Source organism: Pallidibacillus pasinlerensis (assembly GCF_009996845.1).
In the GTDB taxonomy this organism is placed as follows: Bacteria; Bacillota; Bacilli; order Bacillales; family Caldibacillaceae; genus Pallidibacillus; species Pallidibacillus pasinlerensis.
In genome coordinates this window covers 1-19,633 of the sequence record NZ_JAACYS010000064.1, presented here as the reverse complement: position 1 = coordinate 19,633, position 19,633 = coordinate 1, and the positions used below count along the sequence as shown (strand labels likewise).

The window sequence follows — 19,633 nt, the reverse complement described above, 5'->3', positions numbered from 1 at the left end:
AAGACAAATAGATGATGCTATTAACGCCAAGGTTAAAGTTCTAATCCTTTTGTTTATAAGAAAAATAAAAAAGCCTAATGGTACCGTTAGTACAATATTTCCTAAAAGATTACTAAAAGTAATAAGGAAAGGGAGGTCATTACTTGGTAGGGCGATAAAATACTGTGCTATTGTTTTGAAAGGGATAGCATTAAAAGGAATATAATTTAAAGTGTACGTTGGTTTTAGCCATACAATGGATATGAAACAGACTAAATAAGACAGAAAAGCTATTCGTATCATTTCCATCCTTAAATTTATTTTATATTTTTTCACAAATAACAATCTAATGATGATATAGAGAACAGTAGCAGGAATTGCCAAAAATACAATAGATTGTAATAACCAAGTGAGCATAGCAAACCCTCCAATCATAAAAAATAGCTTAATAGAATGAATGTTACCGATCTATTAAGCTACTAATAAAAATTATTGTTTTATTGTTCCAGATCCTTCAATGTAGTCGCCGTAGGCACCACCGGTGGATTTCACCACTCTTACAGCATAGGTGTCTTTCTTTACTGTACCGAAACTCTTATTGTAACGGTATCCATCTGCCTTAATGTCTTTTACAGTATAAGATGTAAACCATCCATTTGTTAGTGTTACAGTATAATTGGCTTTGTCAGCCTTAGTACTGCCACTTGCCCAATATGTGTTGCCTTCAACGGTAGTAGATGTAGCCTTATTCGCTAAATCATGATTTTTCCCACCTGTCACACTATGCGTGATTTTGAATGAGTAGCCTTTGCTATATGCACTGGCTGAAATTGGAAATAGCAATGCAATAACAAATAATATTGGTAGCACACGTTTTATTTTTTCTTCAATTTTCTTGTCCTCCTATATTATTATTTAAAACTACTAAAATACATTATAACAAATAGTTGCAAAATTGGAAGTATTTTATATAATTTGCCAAAAAATGAATTGTGTGTGAAAATAAAAATATCATAATCTGTAATTTATTGGAGGTGCTTTTTTTTGTCTGCGATCCTACGAACAAGTGAGATTAGTAAAACTTTTCTTAATAACCAAACGGTTGTTAAGCCAACTTCAATTGAAATAAAAAAGGGAAAGATATATGTCATAGAGGGGAAGAGTGGTTCAGGAAAGTCCACTCTTTTAAGTATGCTCGGGGGACTTGAGCAACCTACTCAAGGAAAAGTCTATTTCAATAATCGTTCATTTTATGAGCTGTCTGATCAAGAACAAGCTCAAATACGAGGTTGTTCATTTGGTTTTGTCTTTCAATCTTTTAATCTTTTACCAGAATTGTCAGTAAAGGAAAATATAGAATTGCCCTTAATTTTCAATGAGAATACTCAACAAAAGTTAAATGTAAAAGAATTGGCAGAAAGATTGTATATCGACAGCCTTTTACATAAAAAGACATCCCTATTATCCGGTGGTGAGCAACAACGAGTGGCTATAGCAAGGGCCTTGATTACCCTCCCGGATATTGTCTTTGCTGATGAACCAACAGGAAACCTGGATCACTATTCAACCAAAGTTATAGTTAAACTCTTAACCGAACTTAATGCCGAGTATGGAATTTCATTGGTAATTGTCACCCATGAAAAGAACTTAATATATACTTCTCATACTTTATATACCATGAAAAATGGGGAGTTAAGAATGGAGAACGAGAGTGCTTAGACTGGCATACAATCTATTAAAATCCAGGTTAAAATGGTTCATCTTAATGACTTTTGTGCTGTCGGTGATCTTATCAATAATCATATCGGTTTTTACAGCTTCGGAATCAATTAAAGCAGGAATTAAAGAGCAAGGCTATCAAGACTATGGGGAGCATACTCTTACTCTTTTGGATATAAACACTAAACAGGGTTTCACTCTGAATAACATAAAAACAGAAAAAGTAGGAGAATACCAAATAGTCGGGACAGTTAAAATGGAAAAAGGTCATATTGCGACTGTCGGAAAAATGGATGAACAAGCGATAAAAATGGGAAGAATTGAATTAGTTGATGGTACATTTCCTACAGAAGAAAATGAAGTTTCAATAGAATTTTCCTATTTACAATCCATTGATAGTAACTGGGAGATAGGGGAGCAAAGAGAACTAAAAATCAATAATGAAAACATCAGTCTTACTTTGACTGGTATTGTTAAAGATTATTCAGCAAGATGGTCTGTTCCCTACGATTTTAAAAAAGGTGTAAATGATTTTCCTAACATTTTTCTATCTGAGAAAAGTGAAATAACTGCTGCTCATAAAAACCTCTTAGTGAAATTAAAGGAAAATGATGGGAATATTGAACGTATTACGGAAAAGGCAAATGAGGTACTTGCTGAACATAAAGGATTTTTCAATGAAAGGCTTTTTTTTAACTCATTAGCAAATCTTAAACATATATCTAATGTGACTTTGATGTTCCAAGTTATTACACTAGTTGCTTCATTCCTATGTATGATTTGTTTACTTCACTATTTTAATATAGGGCAAACAAAAAAGTTCGGCATTTTAAAATCTGTAGGTTCTACCAATAAAGACTTGTTAAAGGTAAGCCTTGCTCAAGTAACAATCATTTTTTTATCAAGTATTATTCTAGCGATTCCGTTACAAATCATTTTACATTCAACTATCATTAAAAAGACATTTCATGTGAGTGGTTTTGATATCTCTGAATTCTTACCTATAATGGGAGTCGTGGCACTATGGTTAATTGCCATATTTTTAATAACGGTATATAGCTCTTTCAGAGCGATTAAGAATATAAGAAAACAATCAATCTATTCTTTAATTAAAGAGCAATTACAAGAAAGAAAGACATCTGTAAAAATACCAACCCAAATCAAAGATTTTACACTAAGGAAAGTATGGACTCAGGTTTTAAGTTATCCAAAACAATCTATATTGATCGTTTCAATGTTGACACTGGCGATTCTAATTATTACATTTTCAGTCTTTATAGAAAAAGAATCGGCAGGTATTTGGGATTCTAAAGTGGACTATTATTTGAATTCACAAGAAATCTATGGTTTTGACACAAGAGAAAATTTGGATGTTTTATTAAAGGAAGGCTTAACATTTCCACCAGATGATGTAAGGGAGATTGAAAAGGACAAAAATATAGAATTCGTGGAAAAGAATCCATTCATGGTAGATGTACATCCTTTGTTAAGGGAAGAACAAATAAACTATGATATTCGACAATGGATCATTCAAAATGGTTCGTTAAGTTCAACTTACAATGATAAATATATTATTCCTAATGTAAGATATATCACCTTGAATGAGGATGAGTTTGAGCTGCTTTATCCAGCATATAATTTTCAGGACTTTTCAGATAAAGTTATCATACATTATCCAGTGTCATCAAATATCATGGGAGAAAAAAGTCTACAAGGGGAAACAATAACCTTTGCCCAAACAAAGAAAAGAACTACAAGCCATGGATATGATACACGGTTTTGGAATTTTGAAGTCCTAGAAGTAAGCAACGAACCTTTTCAGTTTCAAGTTGATAGCTCTACCATTATCGAATATCCTGAGTTCACGATTGTGTTCTCGGAGGATTCAGCAATCGAACAAGGTTTATTCAAAGGTTACAATGAATTAGCATTCTTCCTAAAACCCGATTTAAAAGGAGAAGAAAGAAAAGAAATTGAATCGAGAATATATTCTCTTATTGCATTAACACCCGGAAGTTTGTACCAAAACATCTCTACTTTTATAGATGAAGACACCCGCATGTCTGTTTTTGTTGGGTATTTAGGCAAATTAACCTTTATAGTATCCATTTTGCTATCGATTATTAGTATGACAGTCATCGTTTTTAGTAAGTATAAAACACAAAAGCGTGAGTGGGGGGTCTATCTCTCAATGGGTATGAGAAAAAGAACTGTTTATGAATTGATGTTTTTTGAACAATTCTCTTATCTCATAACCTCGACAATTATTGCGTTAATACTATTCTCATTAACCAAATTTATGAATACCTTGTATTCCTTTTTCTTCTACATTCAATATTTCTGTTTGTCTGTATTAGTACTGTTTTTATTAACACTAATTGGGTGGTTTATCATCATCAGAATAATAAAGAATCAGTCTATTTTCTCACTAATTAGAGAAGAAGAATGATGCAAGTGGTCATTTCTAATAAATAATTCCTTTATAAAGCCGCTAAAGAATTTAATAATTAGATTTATTAAAGAGATAAAAACATTATACCCTACAGGTCAAATGGAGTTAGTTTTTGAAGATGAAACAAATGTAGTTGAAGAAATTGTAGAAACTGTTACAGATTACATCGTTGAAAAGACAATAGATATTCCAAAAATAATACTTCAGCCAAAGAGTGAAATTTCTTGGGACTTTGAAGATTTTGATTTAGATGTCTCAAATATTAATTTACAACCAGTTACTCAGGATATTCTACTTCAGGAATTAAGAACAAGACAAAGAGACACATTGCATTTTAAAGTTGAAGTAAACGAAAATGAACCTTTAGAAAACTATATTATTTCTAGATTAATTGATTTTGACGACATATCGTATGAAGAACATGCAGATTTACTTTATAAATTAGTAAATCAATTAATTGCTCATCTCAAATCGTATTTAAAGGACGATAATGATGTTAGAAACGTTTTGTTATATAATCAGCAGCTATTGGCAAATAATATTCATGCTCAAATGTTAGATCATTATGTGGAATCAAAAGTGGAATATGATGTTCATGTAAGAAGCGATTTTGAGGTTTTAAAGACAAACACATACTCCATGAATATAGATGAGGAAGTTAAAGATTTTCGTATTCCTGTAGAAAACCCTTCATCCATTAAGGGAATGAGTTTTGGTGGATTTAGTCGTTGCTTATATCCAATCCAAAAATTTGATGCAGAAAATGAGCGTAGATTCGCTGTTATATGTGAACAAGATCCAAAAGTAAAAGTCTGGTTTAAACCAGCCTTAAATCAATTGAAAATCTATTATAATCAAAAACAATCATACAATCCAGATTTTATAGTAGAAACGGAAGATAAAAAATATCTGGTAGAATTGAAAGCAGCTAATAAAATTGATAGCGATAAAGAAGTAGAGGCAAAAAAACATGCAGCGATTGAATGGTGTAAGTATGCAACCAAACACGAAATGCAAAATGGTGGTAAAGAATGGGTTTATTTATTAATACCACATAATGATGTGAATGAAAATATGACAATTGCCGGATTAGAAGCAAGATATTCAAGAAAATGAAAGCACTCTCTAATTCGGTAAAATGAGCAGTTCGTTAATTAGTGTTTCGGTAAAGTACTCATCGAAGTATCCTTCGATGCTTGCTTTACCGAAATTTAATGTTAAGAATCCCTTGATATCAAAGGGTTTAACCAGTTCTTGAATTTTACTCAATAAGCTAACCGGTGAATTACTCGGTAAAGTAAGCAGTGATAAGATAAATTATTCGGTAAAGTAAGCAGATATTTTTTTGTATTGGAGGGGTATGAAAGTGAGAGATCCGAAGAGGATTCCAAGGATTTTAACTCTGTTGTTCAAAATATGGGAGCAGCAACCGGATTTGCGATTTAATCAGTTAGTTCAAAATCTACAAGCTTTATATTCCCAGCAAAATAATAACTTTGGTAAAAGAAATTTCTATGAAAAGGATGGAGAGATTACTTACCAGAATTATTATATAGATTTATTTTACTTGGAGGACGACCAGTGGGAGCAATTTTTGAGAGATTATTGGTCGGAGATCGAAGAAGAGTTGCAAGAGCGAGAAAAGCAGATTACTCCTGAAGTAGTAGATGAAATTGTGCAACTATTTATTGAAGCAGGGATGAATGAAACAGAAGTATCAGATTCTTTAAAAGAAAGAATCCGGTTATTTTTGAAAAAGGAAAGCAAATGGTTAACCATTGAAGCTCTGTTAATGGCAATTAAAACACTACCCTTAACTGAACGAAAAGAACTCGTTGAAAAAATTAAATTAATATAATTGAATGACCAGATTTTTTCTGTAAAGTTTAATGTTTCGGGAAATTAATTTCGGTATAATTTGGCAGTATGTTAATAAAACATTATATATTACTAAACTGATTGTATTAGGACTAATATTTACATAATCCAAATTGTGGTGCAACTAAAAAGGAGAATGTGAAATTTTGTACTTAAAGTAACGGGCAGCATTCCTGCAATATGTGTTTCTAGCTTAGATAGGGACAGGTAACTTTACTCAGGTAAAAGATAGACAGATCCATTTTGTGAATAAATTAACTAATAATTTCATCTATTGTAATAATTCTGTAACGAAAATGTAATGTATAAAATAAAAAATTATGCTAATATTTAGTCAAAAAAGAAGGAAGGGGGGATATTAATATGAAAAAGAAGATATTTTCTTTAGGTATTGTTCTAGTATTACTATTATCTATTTCTAGTACAGCAAGCGCAGCAGCGAAGATTACGCCAAGTCAGACTATCCGTGGACAACTAGCTACAGCGAAGTTCTCAATGTCGTGGAGCGGAGGTTCTGGAGAATATACCTGGAGACTTAACTTAGGGGATGGTAATATCAAAACTCAAAGCCGTACCAATAGAACTGGAGATACGTATGAACATAATTATCAACTCAAAAGTGGAGTTCAATCAACCACATATACACCAACTTTATCTGTATATGATTATAAGGAACCATCTCTCACTGTTGGACTAGCTACAGGAAAAGTCTACCATTTCAGATATTAATTCTATCTTCTTTTTATGTTAAGTTGTTTGATAACTAAACAATTATGAATAGTACTGTAAGAAGTTAGTAAATTGCTCTTTGATTAATCTAAGAGCAATTTACTTTTAATCGATACTTTCGTTTTTGTACATATTTTAAAGGAGAGAAAGAGATGTTTATTCATTTAAATAACGGTTCTGTCAGATTTAATGGGAGAGATACGGTTTTTGCTTTAAAACATGTGACAATGTGTATTGAAAAAGGACAATGGGTGAATATCCTGGGCCCATCTGGTTCTGGAAAAACGACGCTATTAAACGTGATAGGCGGGATGCTCAGACTATCATCGGGAACAATTACAGTCAATGGAACGGAACTATCAGTATTATCTCTCAATGAGATACAGGAATATCGAAGATCACAAATAGGATACATATTTCAGGACTTCCGGCTATTTGAACAATATAACGTGTTAGAAAATGTAATGCTTCCACAATGGCCATACCAGCCGAGAAAACTTATTGAAGAAAAAGCGAAAGTTGTTTTAGAGGAATTACATATGACACATCGTATAAACGCATTACCTCACGAGCTTTCGGGTGGTGAAAAGCAACGAACAGCAATTGCTCGAGCCATTCTTCACAACCCCCCAATTTTATTGTGTGATGAGCCTACAGGGAATTTAGATCAAGAGAACCGAGAAACTATACTGGCGGTTTTAGATGAATTAAATAAAAAAGGAATAACAATTATATTAGTTACACATGACATAGAGGTTTCTAAATGGGGAAATACATCTATCTATTTACGAGATGGCCAAATACAAGATGAAACAACTGTTGGTTTATAGGTGGTTGAAGTATGGATAAACTATATTTGAAAAAAATAATTAGACAAAAACTATATAGTTTTTTATTTATCCTTGCCATTATCATTATTTTTATTATGGAACCATTAACTTTTAGTTCTATCCAAAATATCCATCAAAAGGTAGAATCTGATGTTACACATTATGCAAGAGGTAGTTATGATTTGCTCGTTCGCACCCAAGAGGGTAAACATCCTCTTGAAGACCAGTTAGGTATGGTTCCAGAGAATTATATAGGTTTCGGGCATGGCGGTATCTCTATTGAACAATGGGAAACGATAAAAAAACGTGAAGATATTGAAATCGCTGCACCCGTTGCATCATTAGGCTATTTTGCATCCGTAAAAAACAATGTAGTGATTGAGTCTTTAGATAATGAAAACAATCGCTATATGTTGCAATATTACACGACGGACGGTATTAATGATTATGCTATAGGAACAGAATATTCTTGTTTTCAACTTAAATTACCAACTGGTGAAAAAGAATATGCGATTAATCATGAGGATTTATTAAATGAATGTACTGAGGAAACAGTAGGATTTCCTCTTGCGACGACTTACCATTTATTAGTTGCAATTGATCCAGATGAAGAAGAAAAATTAACTAATATTTCATTCGCCCCCATAAATTCTGAAGCACCAAAAATAGGATGGGGACAGGATATTGCAAACCTCTTTCCAAATGCTACTACTATTCCAATAATTGAAATTTTGAATAGCCGATCTGCTCTGAAAGCTAACCTACAAGTTGAATCCTTAGAATTAACAGACAATGAAGTGGAAAACTTCCGAAAAGATTATGGAATCGGAAATGAATCTTCAGAGTATTTAACAAAATTCATTCATCTTTTTGGAACAGAAGAATATAGACATTTTGTACAGAATTTAGAAGAAGTAAAAGGAATAGTAAAAGTTGACCGTCAATTGGATTTTACCGATTTAATCAATCCTTTTATTCAAAACATGGATGGTATTTATATAGATAAAGATGGAAATATAAATACCTTAACTGAGTTAGGAATTCCTATATCGGTAAATTATCAACCAACAAGTGTTTATTATCGAGCAGGTTACTTAGATTATCTGTATAAAGATGGACATCTCTCATTGAAAAAACTCGGAGAAGAAAATGGAGTGCCAATTTATAGAGATATTGAGAAGGTAGGGGTTAGAATTGATGAGGCACTAGTCAATGAAGAACTTAAAGATTCTGTTACTTGGGTACTTGACCCTGTTGATAGTCTTGAAATATGGGATAAGGAAAATCAACTAGCTTCAAGTCCTTTGGGAATCTATCAGTACGATCCAGTTACCTATATTAGTGAGGATACAGGTGAATCCATCCAACTCAAAGCAACAGTTACTCCAGGAAGTTTTGTTAGTTCTCCCGCTGAAGGGGTAACAAACATCCAATCAGCAGAACTCATAAAAGGTGAAAAACCCATTGATGCGATACGAGTTAAAGTGGCAGGTATTACAGAATATACGAATGAAGCAGCAGAAAAAATAGAAAAAGTGGCTAAAGAAATTGAAGAAATGGGATTAGATGTGACCATTATAGCAGGTGCTTCACCGCAAAAGGTTGTTGTCGATGTGGAGGGAATTGGAAAAGTAGAAGAATCGTGGACAACACTTGGAGCTGCAGGAAGTATAGTAAGTGAATGGAACTTAACAAATGGAATTTTGGCTATCTTTTTTTTGATTGTTATCTTATCGTATCTGGTCAATCGTATGCAATTTTGGGAAGTACATTCGGAAAAGGAAATTTTAATGATGTATCAACTCGGTTGGGAAAAGAAACATATTAACAATTTATATCAGAAAGAAATGATCTTTTTAATATTGATAGCCGCAATCATTTCTTCCCCACTTATTTGGATGATAAAGAAATTCAACGACTTTGATAACTACTTGTACATCTTGTACGGAATAACTATTTTAGTTACCTGTTTAATCGTATTTTTCTTTATTCGAATGAAAATTAACAAAATGAATCAAAGTAAAAAGGTAATTCCTAATAAAAATGTAAATAAAAAGATATCACTAGTTTGGAAAAACCTTGCATTCTTTAAAAAACATATACGACCTTCTTTTATTCAGGCTTTATTCGTTAGTTTTTTATCTTCGTTTGTTTATATATCTCTAAGTTCAACAATGGAGCAAACGAGTATAACTTTACTTGGAGAATTTGTAAATTTAGAAACAAATCGATTATCATTAATATTAACTGCAAACACATATATACTTTCGATAATAACACTTGTAGAAAGTTTAGTATCTTTATTAAAAATACGAGAAAATGAAATAAATACATTTCGTTCCATTGGTTGGAATCAAAAACATATCTTTACACTTTACCTAAAAGAAGTAGCGATATGGTCTGGGATTGCTATTGCAATAGGAAGTGTAGGTAGCATAGGGATGTATAGTGTATTTTATCCAATATTAACAAAGGGGATACTTGTAATTCTTTTATCATTCGTTGGTTTATATAGTGTGGTATTGATTGTTGCAAGTATAGTTATTCACTATCAATTGACAAAACGATTGGATAAACATGTATCAAAAGGTGTGTCGTCAAAACTAAATTCTAGTAAAGAAATGGATTTACCAAAGTGAAGGATGTCATATTTATAATTAAGGAGAACATCAAATAGTTACAGCCAATCATCAAGAATAAAAACATGAGATAACCTCTTCGAATAAAAATTTGAGGAGGTATTTCTATGTCTAAGGCTCCTATTAGAAGATAATGTAATGTTTATGAGAAGCTACACTTAAACTAAACCAGCTAATAGTTGTCAATATTTTTCTCTAAAAAACATAACTTACTTATGATATATTAAATTTACGCATGCCAAATAATCCTCCTTAGTTCTTTTACTGGAAGGTTTTGGATGGAGCGGTTAAGTTTGTTAACTAAGCAATATCTTGGAAGGTAGATGCTTTTTAAAAGTGCGTAAATCCAATGTAATAGTTTATTTGCACACGCAATTATAGCTACTTTATAAGGCTTTCCTTCTTCTCGTTTTTTATCATAAAAGGCCCGTATTTTTTGTTACGAGGAATGATTTCATCTGTTGTCCTTTGTTTGCGAGAATCACGAATTGCGGAGCGAACTGCCATAAATAAAGCATGTCTCAGTCGGCTAGATCCTCTTTTGGTAATTCGATTAACTGTATCTTTAAATCGACCTGATTCAAAGATACTTGGATCTATACCGGCAAAAGCTACTAGTTTTTTAGGATTATCAAACAGATCTATCTCCCCAATTTCTGAAATAATCGTGGCGGCGATTTTCTCACCAATACCGGGGATGTACTGATAATCTTAAATTCTTCAATCTCCTTTGCCAAAGCACCTATTTGAACCTCAAGTTTTGATAGGTGTTTTTGGTATTCTAGAAGCATATTAATATACATTTCTATACTCAATATATGACTTTGATAAAAGCGTTTCTTGAAATGGATTACGAAGTGCCGCAGCTATGAGCTTTTCAGCCTTTTCTTCCGCCCATTTTTCTGAACGTCTTGGACAAAGCTCGTGAATCCTATTAGCCAAAATTACCTTATCTGTTTACCCGTGATATTCTCATGAAACTCTAAATAACGATCAAGGAGAAAAACATATTCCCCTGTCTCCCGGTCACGGTAATAATTACGATTTAATTCAATCTCTCCGAAGAGACTAGTTATATGATATTTTCTTTTATCAATGAGTCGATAGCGTTTTTTATCTCGTTCTTCTGCAATCTGTTGATCCATATCCTCCAAAATATTTTTCATAACGCTGGAGAAGGTATCTTGTAATTGCCTCCAAACCATTTGCTCAATTTCTTTTAAATTTGGATATTTTGTGATATTCTTTTCCATGAGGGATACTCCTTTCTCGGTAATGGTTGTTTTGCTTGACTATCATTCTACCAAGGAGTACCCTCTTTTTCATTATATCTGCTTTTTTCCTACCGCGCTTCCGCTTGCTTGCCCCTTCATTTAGTGAACTCACTACGTTCGTTCACTAAATGAAGGGGATAAAATTTATTCCGCCCACAATAATTTTACTCATACTTCACCTAATATAAAAGGTGTAGGTGGAAAAAGAGGTAGGGGTAATAAAAACTCGTTATATGCTCAGAGAACAAAGTGGAATGTCAACACTAAACTGAACAATTATTTTAAGGGACATAGACTTGTAAACAGTATTGAAAATCTGAAGCTTTAATGAAAGATAGTGCATTCAAATTGTCGCTTGACATGGAGCCTCTACGGGCATGACTTTCGAGCCAGGAAGCCAGATATGTAAGGAAATCTGGCTCAGCCGCCAAGGCTATCATGCCCGCCTCTCCAAGTAAAGCGTGCGCCTTCCTGCTAAATAGCGCACCTTTCAGCCTGATGCTTGCGTTTATATTCACTCGGTGTTAAATAGCCAAGCGATTCATGGATTCGAATATGGTTAAACCAATTCACATAATCAAATAGCCCAAGATCCAGTTCCTGTTGGCTAGAAAAAACGGCGCCATTGACGAACTCTGTTTTGATAGTTTTAAACATAGCTTCAGCAACCGCATTGTCATAAGGCGTTCCTTTTGCGCTCAAGGAACGCTTAATGTCAAAAGCTTCAAGCGCCTCATCAATCAGCTTATTTTTAAACTCACTACCCCGATCAGTATGGAATAATTCAAGGCGATTCAGACTATAGGGAACCGATGCAAAGGCACGCTGAACTAAGGCCGCAGTTTTTTCGGGACCGGCACTGTAGCCAATGATTTCGCGATTATACAAATCTACCAAAACACAGATGTAATGCCATTTATATCCCACACGGACGTAAGTCAGATCACTGACAACAACCTTTAACTCCTTGTCTTGATTAAACTCTCGATTGAGTACGTTTCCAACCTCCGATTCATTGACTGAAGTTTTACGGGGGTTAAACTGGGCTACGGTATACTTGGAGACAAGTCCCTGCTCTTTCATAATCCGCCCAATACGACGGCGCGACACTTGCCAACCCTTCTTTTGAAGCTCAATCTTTATTTTTCTCTGGCCGTAGTTATTTCTGCTGGATTTGAATATGTCTTTGATAAGCCTTGTCAGCTCCTCTTCTACCTGGTCATCTTTGATTTTTGCCTCATAATAATACGTACTTCTAGGGATTTGTAGGACGTCGCACATTGCTGATACCGAGTATTTGTGAGCGTTATTTCGAATCACATCTACTTTCGTCCCATGATCAGCGCGGCTTGCTTTAAAATATCATTCTCCATCGTCAGTCTTTGATTTTCTTTACGTAACTTAATTAGTTCTTCCTGTTCAGGCGTTCGGTTATCTTTTTCTTCAAAAGAGCCACTCGTATTATGTTGGCGGACCCATTTATCAAAGGAAGAGGGTGTCAGATCATACTCCCTGATAATTTCGGCTCGTGGCTTTCCAGATGCATACAGCTGTACGATTTGTTCTTTAAATTCCTTTGAAAAAGTTCTTCTTTTCCTTTTGGTCATTTTCGATTCTCCTCCGATTAAGTTGAATCAAGTCTATATGACCTTAATAGATCTGTCCAACTAAGTGTAACCGATTCAAAGTCCGCTACTATCTAATATTGTACTAGATGAACTAGATAAAGAATTGGAAAGAAGAGGACACAAATTCGTTCGATATGCGGGACTGTAACATTTACGTGAAAAGTAAACGAGCAGGACTTAGCACAATGGCAAGCGTATGAATGGGGAAATACTCGGAAGAGTTATTGGCGTATTTCAAATAGTCCAATATGACACAGAACCCTTGGTAACTCCTATTGGAGAAACCAAGGGCTGAAAAGTCTTGAAGCACGTTATGAAAACTTGCGTCAATTATCTTAATTGAACCGCCGTATACGGAACCGTACGTACGGTGGTGTGAGAGGACGGGAGTTAATCGCTCCCTCCTACTCGATTGTGAATGACAACATGGTTGCAAAAAAATGGAAATAAATCTTTTCGTTTGATATTGACACATTTTATATTTGTTAATAAGCGTGGTACTATCAACAATCATCAATATAAAATCTTAGACGGAATAAATAACACCAACATTAAATTTAGGTTATAATAGACCTGAATTTTATTTAAGTTGGTGATTATTTATGCGTACCAAAAATAGATTAAATCCAATCGAATCAAAATACTTTAGACCCGAGATAATTAATTGTCCAGAATGTGGTAATAAATTAGTATACTGTCACCCTGTTTGGAGAAAAACAATTTCTACCCTAAAAGGTGAATTTAAAATCATAAATCTAGGATACCGATGTGAGAATAACTCCTGTTCTAATGACACAGTATATCGTTCAGCTGAAGCCGAATAATTAAGTATGAAGTACATTACTTATGGAATGGATGTCATCGCATATATCGGATATTTACGGTTTAAAGAACATAAGACTCGATCTGAGATAGCTACTATATTATCGGAAAAAGAAGTGAAAATTTCTGAGAGGCAAGTACAGAAACTTTATGAAAGATATGCGTTATTACTGCGGGCAAGCGTTAAAGAAAATATGAAAGAGACATTAGAAAATATTGTGAAAGAACATGGAGGAATTGTCTTATCTATTGATGGTGTCCAACCCGAAAAAGGTAACGAAACATTGTATGTCATCCGTGAAGTTCTTAGTGGTACTATTTTAGCTGCACATAATTTAAAAAGCAGTGTTTCTCAAGAACTGATAGGTATTATTCAACACATTTTAGACTGGGGTTATCCAATCCAAAGTTTTATCAGTGATGGGCAACAATCCATTCGTTTAGCAATTGAACAAATAGCTCCAGATATTCCGTATCAATATTGTCAGTTTCATTACTTTAAAGACATAGCCAAACCATTAGTTGAAAAAGATAGAAAACTAAAAACGAATATCAAAAAGAAGCTAAGGGGAATAAGGGAAGTTGAAAGAAAAATTGAAAATTCTCCATCTAAAAACATAGAAGAAGAGGTAGCAAGTGACTATATTGCGGCTATTCGATCCGTTCTTCTAGAAGATGGTAAGCCACCATTCGAATTACCAGGCACTTGTGTTTTTGAACGAACGAATGCGATTAAAGATTCGATTGAAAAATGCCTGGATAAAAAAGGGGACTCCTCTACTTGAAAAGTTGTTCAGAATAGTCAGAAATGTTGATAACTATAAGGAAGATTATCAACTCGTAAAACGTTGGGATACACGATTTAAAAAGATTGCCACCATTATGGAACCTTCTGAGAATAAAACAAGTTTTTGGGTCGAAAACAGATTGAAGCAATATTTAAACCAAATGGAAAAAGAGCTCAATCGGAAAGAAGATCAACCGTTTGTAGAGAACCTATTAAAGTATAGTAAAAGATTTTGGAAAGGACTTTTCACCTTTTATGATTATCCACTTATACCGAGAACGAATAATGATTTAGAACTCTTTTTTAGAAGAATAAAGCAAAAACACCGAAGAATCACAGGTAGTCGGACTTGGAATCGATATATTATCCGACACGGTGAAAACATTGTATTTGTAGAAAATGTTTCTAATGAACAGGAAGGGCTACAAATGATAAAAAATGTTAATTATTCAGCATATAATACTGAAGCGAATAAATGGGAACGTATTGGCGAGCATATAAAACAAAGAAGATTCAAAAAAGAACCAAATGAATATTTAAACACTATTGAAGAGAAATGGAAAAGGCACAACTAATTTATTGTGTTGGTTGTGCCGTCTAAGTTTTTTTTGACCAAAATTGTATGAAAACCCCAACATTTATTATAGAGCCGATAAAAAATAACATAAGGATGGCGACATCACGTCACCACCCTATCATTTAACGTAAAACCAATACTATAGTTATTTTGAATCCAACCCTGAACTCAATATTTCTTACCTTCATCACGCTTCTCTTTCATACTTTAAAGTATCGCAGGACTGTTCCCTAAAAATGTCCCTAAAAAACAATCCATTGAGCGATTTCATAATATACAGGTATTCCGATAACAAGGTTAAACGGGAAAGTAACTCCTAATGATAATCCTAAATAAATCGAAGGATTTGCTTCTGGGACAGAAGTTTTTAATGCCGCTGGTGCAGCAATATAAGAAGCACTTCCTGCTAGAACCCCCATTAATGTACTTCCGCCTAAAGATAGATGGGCAAGACTCCCTACGAAAACGCCTAAACTTCCAAAAAGAAGCGGAGCACCTAATCCAAACAACAGTAATTTGAAACCGTGTTTTTTCACTTCTGGCAGACGCTTACCTGCAATCAATCCCATGTTCAATAAGAAAAGAATTAACACACTATTATATAAGTCTATAAATAATGGCTTAACCGTTGGTACAGCACGTTCTCCAAGGACCAATCCTATGAATAAACTTCCTAACAGCAGCAATATACTTTTTCCAAATATACTTTCTTTAATGACTTCTTTATCAATTAGCTTTGCTGGTGCTGGAATAAACTTCATGCTTTGATAGGATATTTCTGATACATTCCTATTTTTTTCTATGATATTTAATAACAGTAATGAAACTAAGATTGCAGGACTTTCCATTAGCACCACTAAAGCATTCATAAATCCTTCATAAGTTGTTCCACTTTTCTCAAGAAACGTGATGGCAGCTCCGTAGGTAACAATACTGATCGATCCATAAGTTGCAGCTAGACCAATAGAATTTTTTAGATCCATCTTCATTAATCGTAAAATAATGAGTGTCATCAAAGGAATGATGACTCCTAAAAATAATGCACCAAAAATAGGGCCAATAACAGATTCAATGGAATAATGGGAAAGTTCAATTCCCCCTTTGAGTCCAATAGCAATTAACAGATAAATACTTAGTCCTTCACTTAATCCGTCTGGAAATTTTAAATTTGATTTAAATAAGGAAGCCATAATTCCTAATACGAAAAACAACACGACTGGTGATAATAAATTTTGTATGATAATTTCTGACATGTTAGCCCTCCTTCAAGCATTATTTTCAAATAAAAAAACCGACAATTTCAGAACGAACGGTTTTTGTTAACCGTGTTTTCTGAAAATTGTCGGTTTATCTTCAACTAACCACATAGGTTCTTTGAAGATCTCCCTTATATATTTATTTTTTATTTTAAAATTTTTTCTCAAGATTATTAAATAATTTAAATACCATTACTCGTTCTCCTGTACGAGTGCTGATATCGGTGAAAAAACTTTTTACTTCTTCTCCAGTAATCGTGAGAATAATTTCCTTTAAATCCTTTATCCCTGATTCAACTAAATCAGAACGAATCCTCTTTATAGATAACAATCCTTCTTTTGTTTCACAAACTAAATATTCAGCAGGTGTTAAAATACCTTGTAAATTCACAATGATCATATCTCGTAAAATATCTGTCTTAACTGATAATGAACCTCGGCCGAGGAATTCTTTTTCCCATTGAGTGATTGCTTTACTTATTTCTGCTTCAATAAAGCCTTTTGATTTGTTCATATTCATCTCCTCAAAAACTTAGATGCCAAAAGAGGTCCAATTGTTCACTTTATACATCCATTCCTAGTGTATCAGCTTTAGGGTCAAAGAGGACCTCATAGGACAGGTTTAATCATTTGAATCTGTACGAGAAAATGAAGTGCTTTTTCATCCTGTCAATTTTTGATTAACAGTATGCTAAAGCACAGAGTTTATAAAGTTCATAAGAATTTCATCGGTTAAAATTTAATTATATTCTATATTTTAATATAAAATGTGCTTAAATTGCAATATTAAATGCAACACTTTCGTAAAACCACTTTATTGGTCAGTCCTGCAATTTATTGTTTGTGTGGCCTAGGCCACACAAACAATAAATTGTGCGAATGCTTCCTCAGGGGTCTGGTATGTCAACACTAAACTAGACAACTTTTTTACGGTACATTTGCTTATTAAAATATCATTAGACGGATTAAACAAAATCTTGTTGATACCGTTTGTCACTTTACTTGGAGCCTCTGCGAGCACGATCATGAGCCAAGAAGTCTAGTTTTTAATGAAACTTGGCTCAGCCATCAAGGCTACCATGCTCGCCTCTCCAAATAAAGTGCACGTTTTTGAATTAAATCTTGCTTGCTTTCATTTGGTGCACAGATTTGTATTATCTGGGCGTTAAGTAATCTAAAGAACCGTGAATGCGTATGTTGTTAAACCAATTTACGTAGTCAAACAACTCTAGTTCTAATTCTTCTAGGCTTGAAAAAACTTTACCGTTTACGAATTCGGTTTTGATTGTTTTAAACGTTGCTTCTGCAACGGCATTATCATAAGGTAGCCCTTTTTCACTTAGCGATCGTTCAATTCCAAACGTTTTTAATGCTTCGTCAATGAGTTTATTTTTAAACTCACTTCCTCGATCTGTATGAAATAATTCGAGATGATTTAGATTGTCTTTTATTTTCGCCAGCGCTATGACCAATGATTTTACGATTAAATAAATCTACTAAAATGCAGATATAATGCCATTTTTGCGCTACTAGGACGTAAGTTAAATCACTTACAACAACTTTCAGTTCTTCTTCTTGATTGAATTCTCGGTTTAATGTATTTCCTACTTCGGATTCTACAAATTCCTAGAAGTACGTTCTATTACGAAGCAAAAATTCGTGACAATCAAGAGGAAGAACTAACTACATTAATTGTAAAAATATTTAAAGATAGTCGTGATTCGCCAAAACCGTCACAAATACTCGGTATCAGCACTTAATAACCCGAGTAATCGCAGGGTTCAATGTGTGCCGTCCTGATATTTATGGACAAAGAAAAATAAAAAAGGAACTCGAAAAACAAGGAAAAATCGTATCCCTTCGTCGCATTGGGCGAATGATGAAAGAGCAAGGTCTTGTTTCAAAGTATACAGTAGCACAATATAAACCTAGATTGGTATTCATTTGCATCTAACCCGATAACTTCACGAAGCAATCCTGTTAAATGTGTATTAATTGATCCAACGGAGGGAAAACATTGGAGCGGTACGGATAGATATATTTCAAGCGTAATTGGTGAAACGTTGGATCCGAAACAACGTGCAACATTAAATTTTAATTATAGAGATATTAAAGAAAAATTTTCTGAAATTGATTCTATAACACAGATTAACCGTACACTATCGGAAAAAACTGGGGAAATATCAGAGAAAGAATGGCTATATCTTTAGACATATCTCAAAAAAACGGATGGGAGTCTAATTTAACAGCATATTTGGACGATATACCTTTTGATTTCACTCAAGATCAAACGGATTAGTAATCGAACGTCTAGAGAACATATATGATATCATTATGATTGATGAGGTTCAGGATTTAGCCGGGGCAGATTTAGATTTTCTATATTTGTTAGGTAAGTCCCTTAGATTTTCCAAAATTTATTGGTGATAAAGTTTCTGGGATATTTTTAATCCTTTTATCATATCTCAAGGCAACTGGAGAGAACTTTCTGACGCGATTATGAGGCAGTAAGTAGTCCGAAAACTAAAGCAGGCTTATATGTTGCTATAACTAGAGCGAGATACAGTGTTACATTTGTAACGGATCAAAAGGTAATTTCAAATAAATATGTTGAAAAATTTACAATGAACAATAATGAAATTGTAGAGGTTTAAACAATTTTGTCTTTTTTGGAATTACTGTAAAAGTTGAATAGAAGACTATAAAATTTTTAACCCTTTGTATTTCTCCCAGATTTTAATCAAAGGAAGAGATAAATTAAGTTCAATGGGGTTTTAAAGCTAAGAATAGTTAGAATAACCGATACTACTGTTTCCCAAAATTTATAAAAGATGTAGAAATCGGCGTTGGTATGATAATGTTAATCAATTTTGATAAAAAGGTTAATGAATTTGGATTCAAAACAAATTTAAAGTGAAAAAAGACCACTCCTGTCAAAACGGTGACTGGATGGTCTCTTCTTTAAAAACTCCCTATCAAAACGGTGACTGGAAGTAATACTTACTATATTATATGTAAATTATAAACAAATATTCATTTATAGTCAAGAAGGTGATAACTTTT

16 protein-coding genes and 4 pseudogenes are annotated in these 19,633 nt (G+C 33.6%); 12 read left to right on the top strand and 8 right to left on the bottom strand.

Going from position 1 to position 19,633, the window contains the following annotated elements; all coding sequences use genetic code 11:
- A partial coding sequence (locus GW534_RS16235) for a VanZ family protein (protein WP_407670478.1) occupies nt 1–396 on the bottom strand: 396 nt, incomplete at its 3' end.
- Between the two features lie 72 nt (nt 397–468).
- Nucleotides 469–849 carry a hypothetical protein gene (locus GW534_RS12505; protein WP_161921351.1) on the bottom strand — a complete coding sequence of 127 codons (381 nt, stop codon included), beginning with the start codon at nt 847–849 and terminating at the stop codon, nt 469–471.
- Nucleotides 850–1,023: 174 nt separating this feature from the next.
- On the opposite strand from GW534_RS12505, the gene GW534_RS12500 reads away from it, so the two are divergent.
- The 7 genes from GW534_RS12500 to GW534_RS12470 all read left to right on the top strand — a co-directional run bounded on the left by GW534_RS12500 (nt 1,024) and on the right by GW534_RS12470 (nt 10,226).
- Nucleotides 1,024–1,698: an ABC transporter ATP-binding protein gene (locus GW534_RS12500; RefSeq protein WP_161921350.1), complete on the top strand. Its 675-nt coding sequence runs from the start codon at nt 1,024–1,026 to the stop codon at nt 1,696–1,698.
- Between the two features lie 64 nt (nt 1,699–1,762).
- Entirely contained in the window at nt 1,763–4,147 is a 2,385-nt protein-coding gene (locus tag GW534_RS12495) for an FtsX-like permease family protein (protein ID WP_161921349.1), read from the top strand.
- Between the two features lie 102 nt (nt 4,148–4,249).
- Nucleotides 4,250–5,266 (top strand): hypothetical protein, encoded by a 1,017-nt coding sequence (locus GW534_RS12490; protein WP_161921348.1) that lies wholly within the window; start codon nt 4,250–4,252, stop codon nt 5,264–5,266.
- A 250-nt stretch (nt 5,267–5,516) separates the two neighbouring features.
- On the top strand, nt 5,517–6,008 hold the full coding sequence (locus GW534_RS16155) for a hypothetical protein (protein ID WP_202630925.1): 492 nt from the start codon (nt 5,517–5,519) through the stop codon (nt 6,006–6,008).
- Nucleotides 6,009–6,391: 383 nt separating this feature from the next.
- Nucleotides 6,392–6,757 carry a hypothetical protein gene (locus tag GW534_RS12480; RefSeq protein ID WP_161921347.1) on the top strand — a complete coding sequence of 122 codons (366 nt, stop codon included), beginning with the start codon at nt 6,392–6,394 and terminating at the stop codon, nt 6,755–6,757.
- 152 nt (nt 6,758–6,909) lie between these two features.
- Complete coding sequence (locus GW534_RS12475; protein ID WP_161921346.1) at nt 6,910–7,587, top strand: ABC transporter ATP-binding protein; 678 nt, start codon at nt 6,910–6,912, stop codon at nt 7,585–7,587.
- An 11-nt stretch (nt 7,588–7,598) separates the two neighbouring features.
- Nucleotides 7,599–10,226, top strand: a complete 2,628-nt coding sequence (locus tag GW534_RS12470) for an FtsX-like permease family protein (protein WP_161921345.1) — start codon at nt 7,599–7,601, stop codon at nt 10,224–10,226.
- A gap of 300 nt (nt 10,227–10,526) precedes the next feature.
- Here the strand turns inward: GW534_RS12470 and GW534_RS12465 are convergent.
- From GW534_RS12465 to GW534_RS12455, 3 genes and pseudogenes are all read right to left on the bottom strand, one after another.
- Nucleotides 10,527–11,168 (bottom strand): annotated as a pseudogene (locus GW534_RS12465) (IS110 family RNA-guided transposase); the annotation flags it as partial.
- Between the two features lie 2 nt (nt 11,169–11,170).
- Nucleotides 11,171–11,479: a UPF0236 family transposase-like protein gene (locus GW534_RS12460; RefSeq protein ID WP_246204129.1), complete on the bottom strand. Its 309-nt coding sequence runs from the start codon at nt 11,477–11,479 to the stop codon at nt 11,171–11,173.
- Nucleotides 11,480–11,974: 495 nt separating this feature from the next.
- Nucleotides 11,975–13,107, bottom strand: a protein-coding gene (locus GW534_RS12455) for an IS3 family transposase (RefSeq protein ID WP_161921344.1) whose coding sequence is annotated in 2 segments (ribosomal slippage) — nt 11,975–12,858 and nt 12,858–13,107 — 1,134 coding nt in all. Because the reading frame shifts where the segments join, the coding sequence is not laid out codon by codon here.
- Between the two features lie 79 nt (nt 13,108–13,186).
- On the opposite strand from GW534_RS12455, the pseudogene GW534_RS16515 reads away from it, so the two are divergent.
- The 3 genes and pseudogenes from GW534_RS16515 to GW534_RS12440 form a co-directional block, all read left to right on the top strand.
- Nucleotides 13,187–13,467, top strand: a pseudogene (locus GW534_RS16515) (hypothetical protein); the annotation flags it as partial.
- 491 nt (nt 13,468–13,958) lie between these two features.
- On the top strand, nt 13,959–14,735 hold the full coding sequence (locus GW534_RS12445; protein WP_246204127.1) for a transposase: 777 nt from the start codon (nt 13,959–13,961) through the stop codon (nt 14,733–14,735).
- Complete coding sequence (locus GW534_RS12440) at nt 14,677–15,312, top strand: hypothetical protein (RefSeq protein ID WP_202630926.1); 636 nt, start codon at nt 14,677–14,679, stop codon at nt 15,310–15,312. Before GW534_RS12445 ends, GW534_RS12440 begins: the two co-directional genes overlap by 59 nt.
- A gap of 244 nt (nt 15,313–15,556) precedes the next feature.
- Here GW534_RS12440 and GW534_RS12435 read toward each other — a convergent pair whose 3' ends face one another.
- The 3 genes and pseudogenes from GW534_RS12435 to GW534_RS12425 form a co-directional block, all read right to left on the bottom strand.
- Nucleotides 15,557–16,567 carry a sodium-dependent bicarbonate transport family permease gene (locus tag GW534_RS12435; RefSeq protein ID WP_161921342.1) on the bottom strand — a complete coding sequence of 337 codons (1,011 nt, stop codon included), beginning with the start codon at nt 16,565–16,567 and terminating at the stop codon, nt 15,557–15,559.
- Nucleotides 16,568–16,721: 154 nt separating this feature from the next.
- Complete coding sequence (locus tag GW534_RS12430) at nt 16,722–17,084, bottom strand: DUF2294 domain-containing protein (protein WP_161921341.1); 363 nt, start codon at nt 17,082–17,084, stop codon at nt 16,722–16,724.
- A gap of 640 nt (nt 17,085–17,724) precedes the next feature.
- Nucleotides 17,725–18,187 (bottom strand): annotated as a pseudogene (locus GW534_RS12425) (IS3 family transposase); the annotation flags it as partial.
- Between GW534_RS12425 and GW534_RS16150 the strand changes: the two are divergent.
- Nucleotides 18,184–18,500: pseudogene (locus GW534_RS16150) on the top strand (IS3 family transposase); the annotation flags it as partial. The pseudogenes GW534_RS12425 and GW534_RS16150 overlap by 4 nt on opposite strands.
- Before the next feature lie 133 nt (nt 18,501–18,633).
- Nucleotides 18,634–18,780 (top strand): hypothetical protein, encoded by a 147-nt coding sequence (locus GW534_RS12410; protein ID WP_161921339.1) that lies wholly within the window; start codon nt 18,634–18,636, stop codon nt 18,778–18,780.
- The last annotated feature ends 853 nt before the right edge of the window (nt 18,781–19,633 follow it).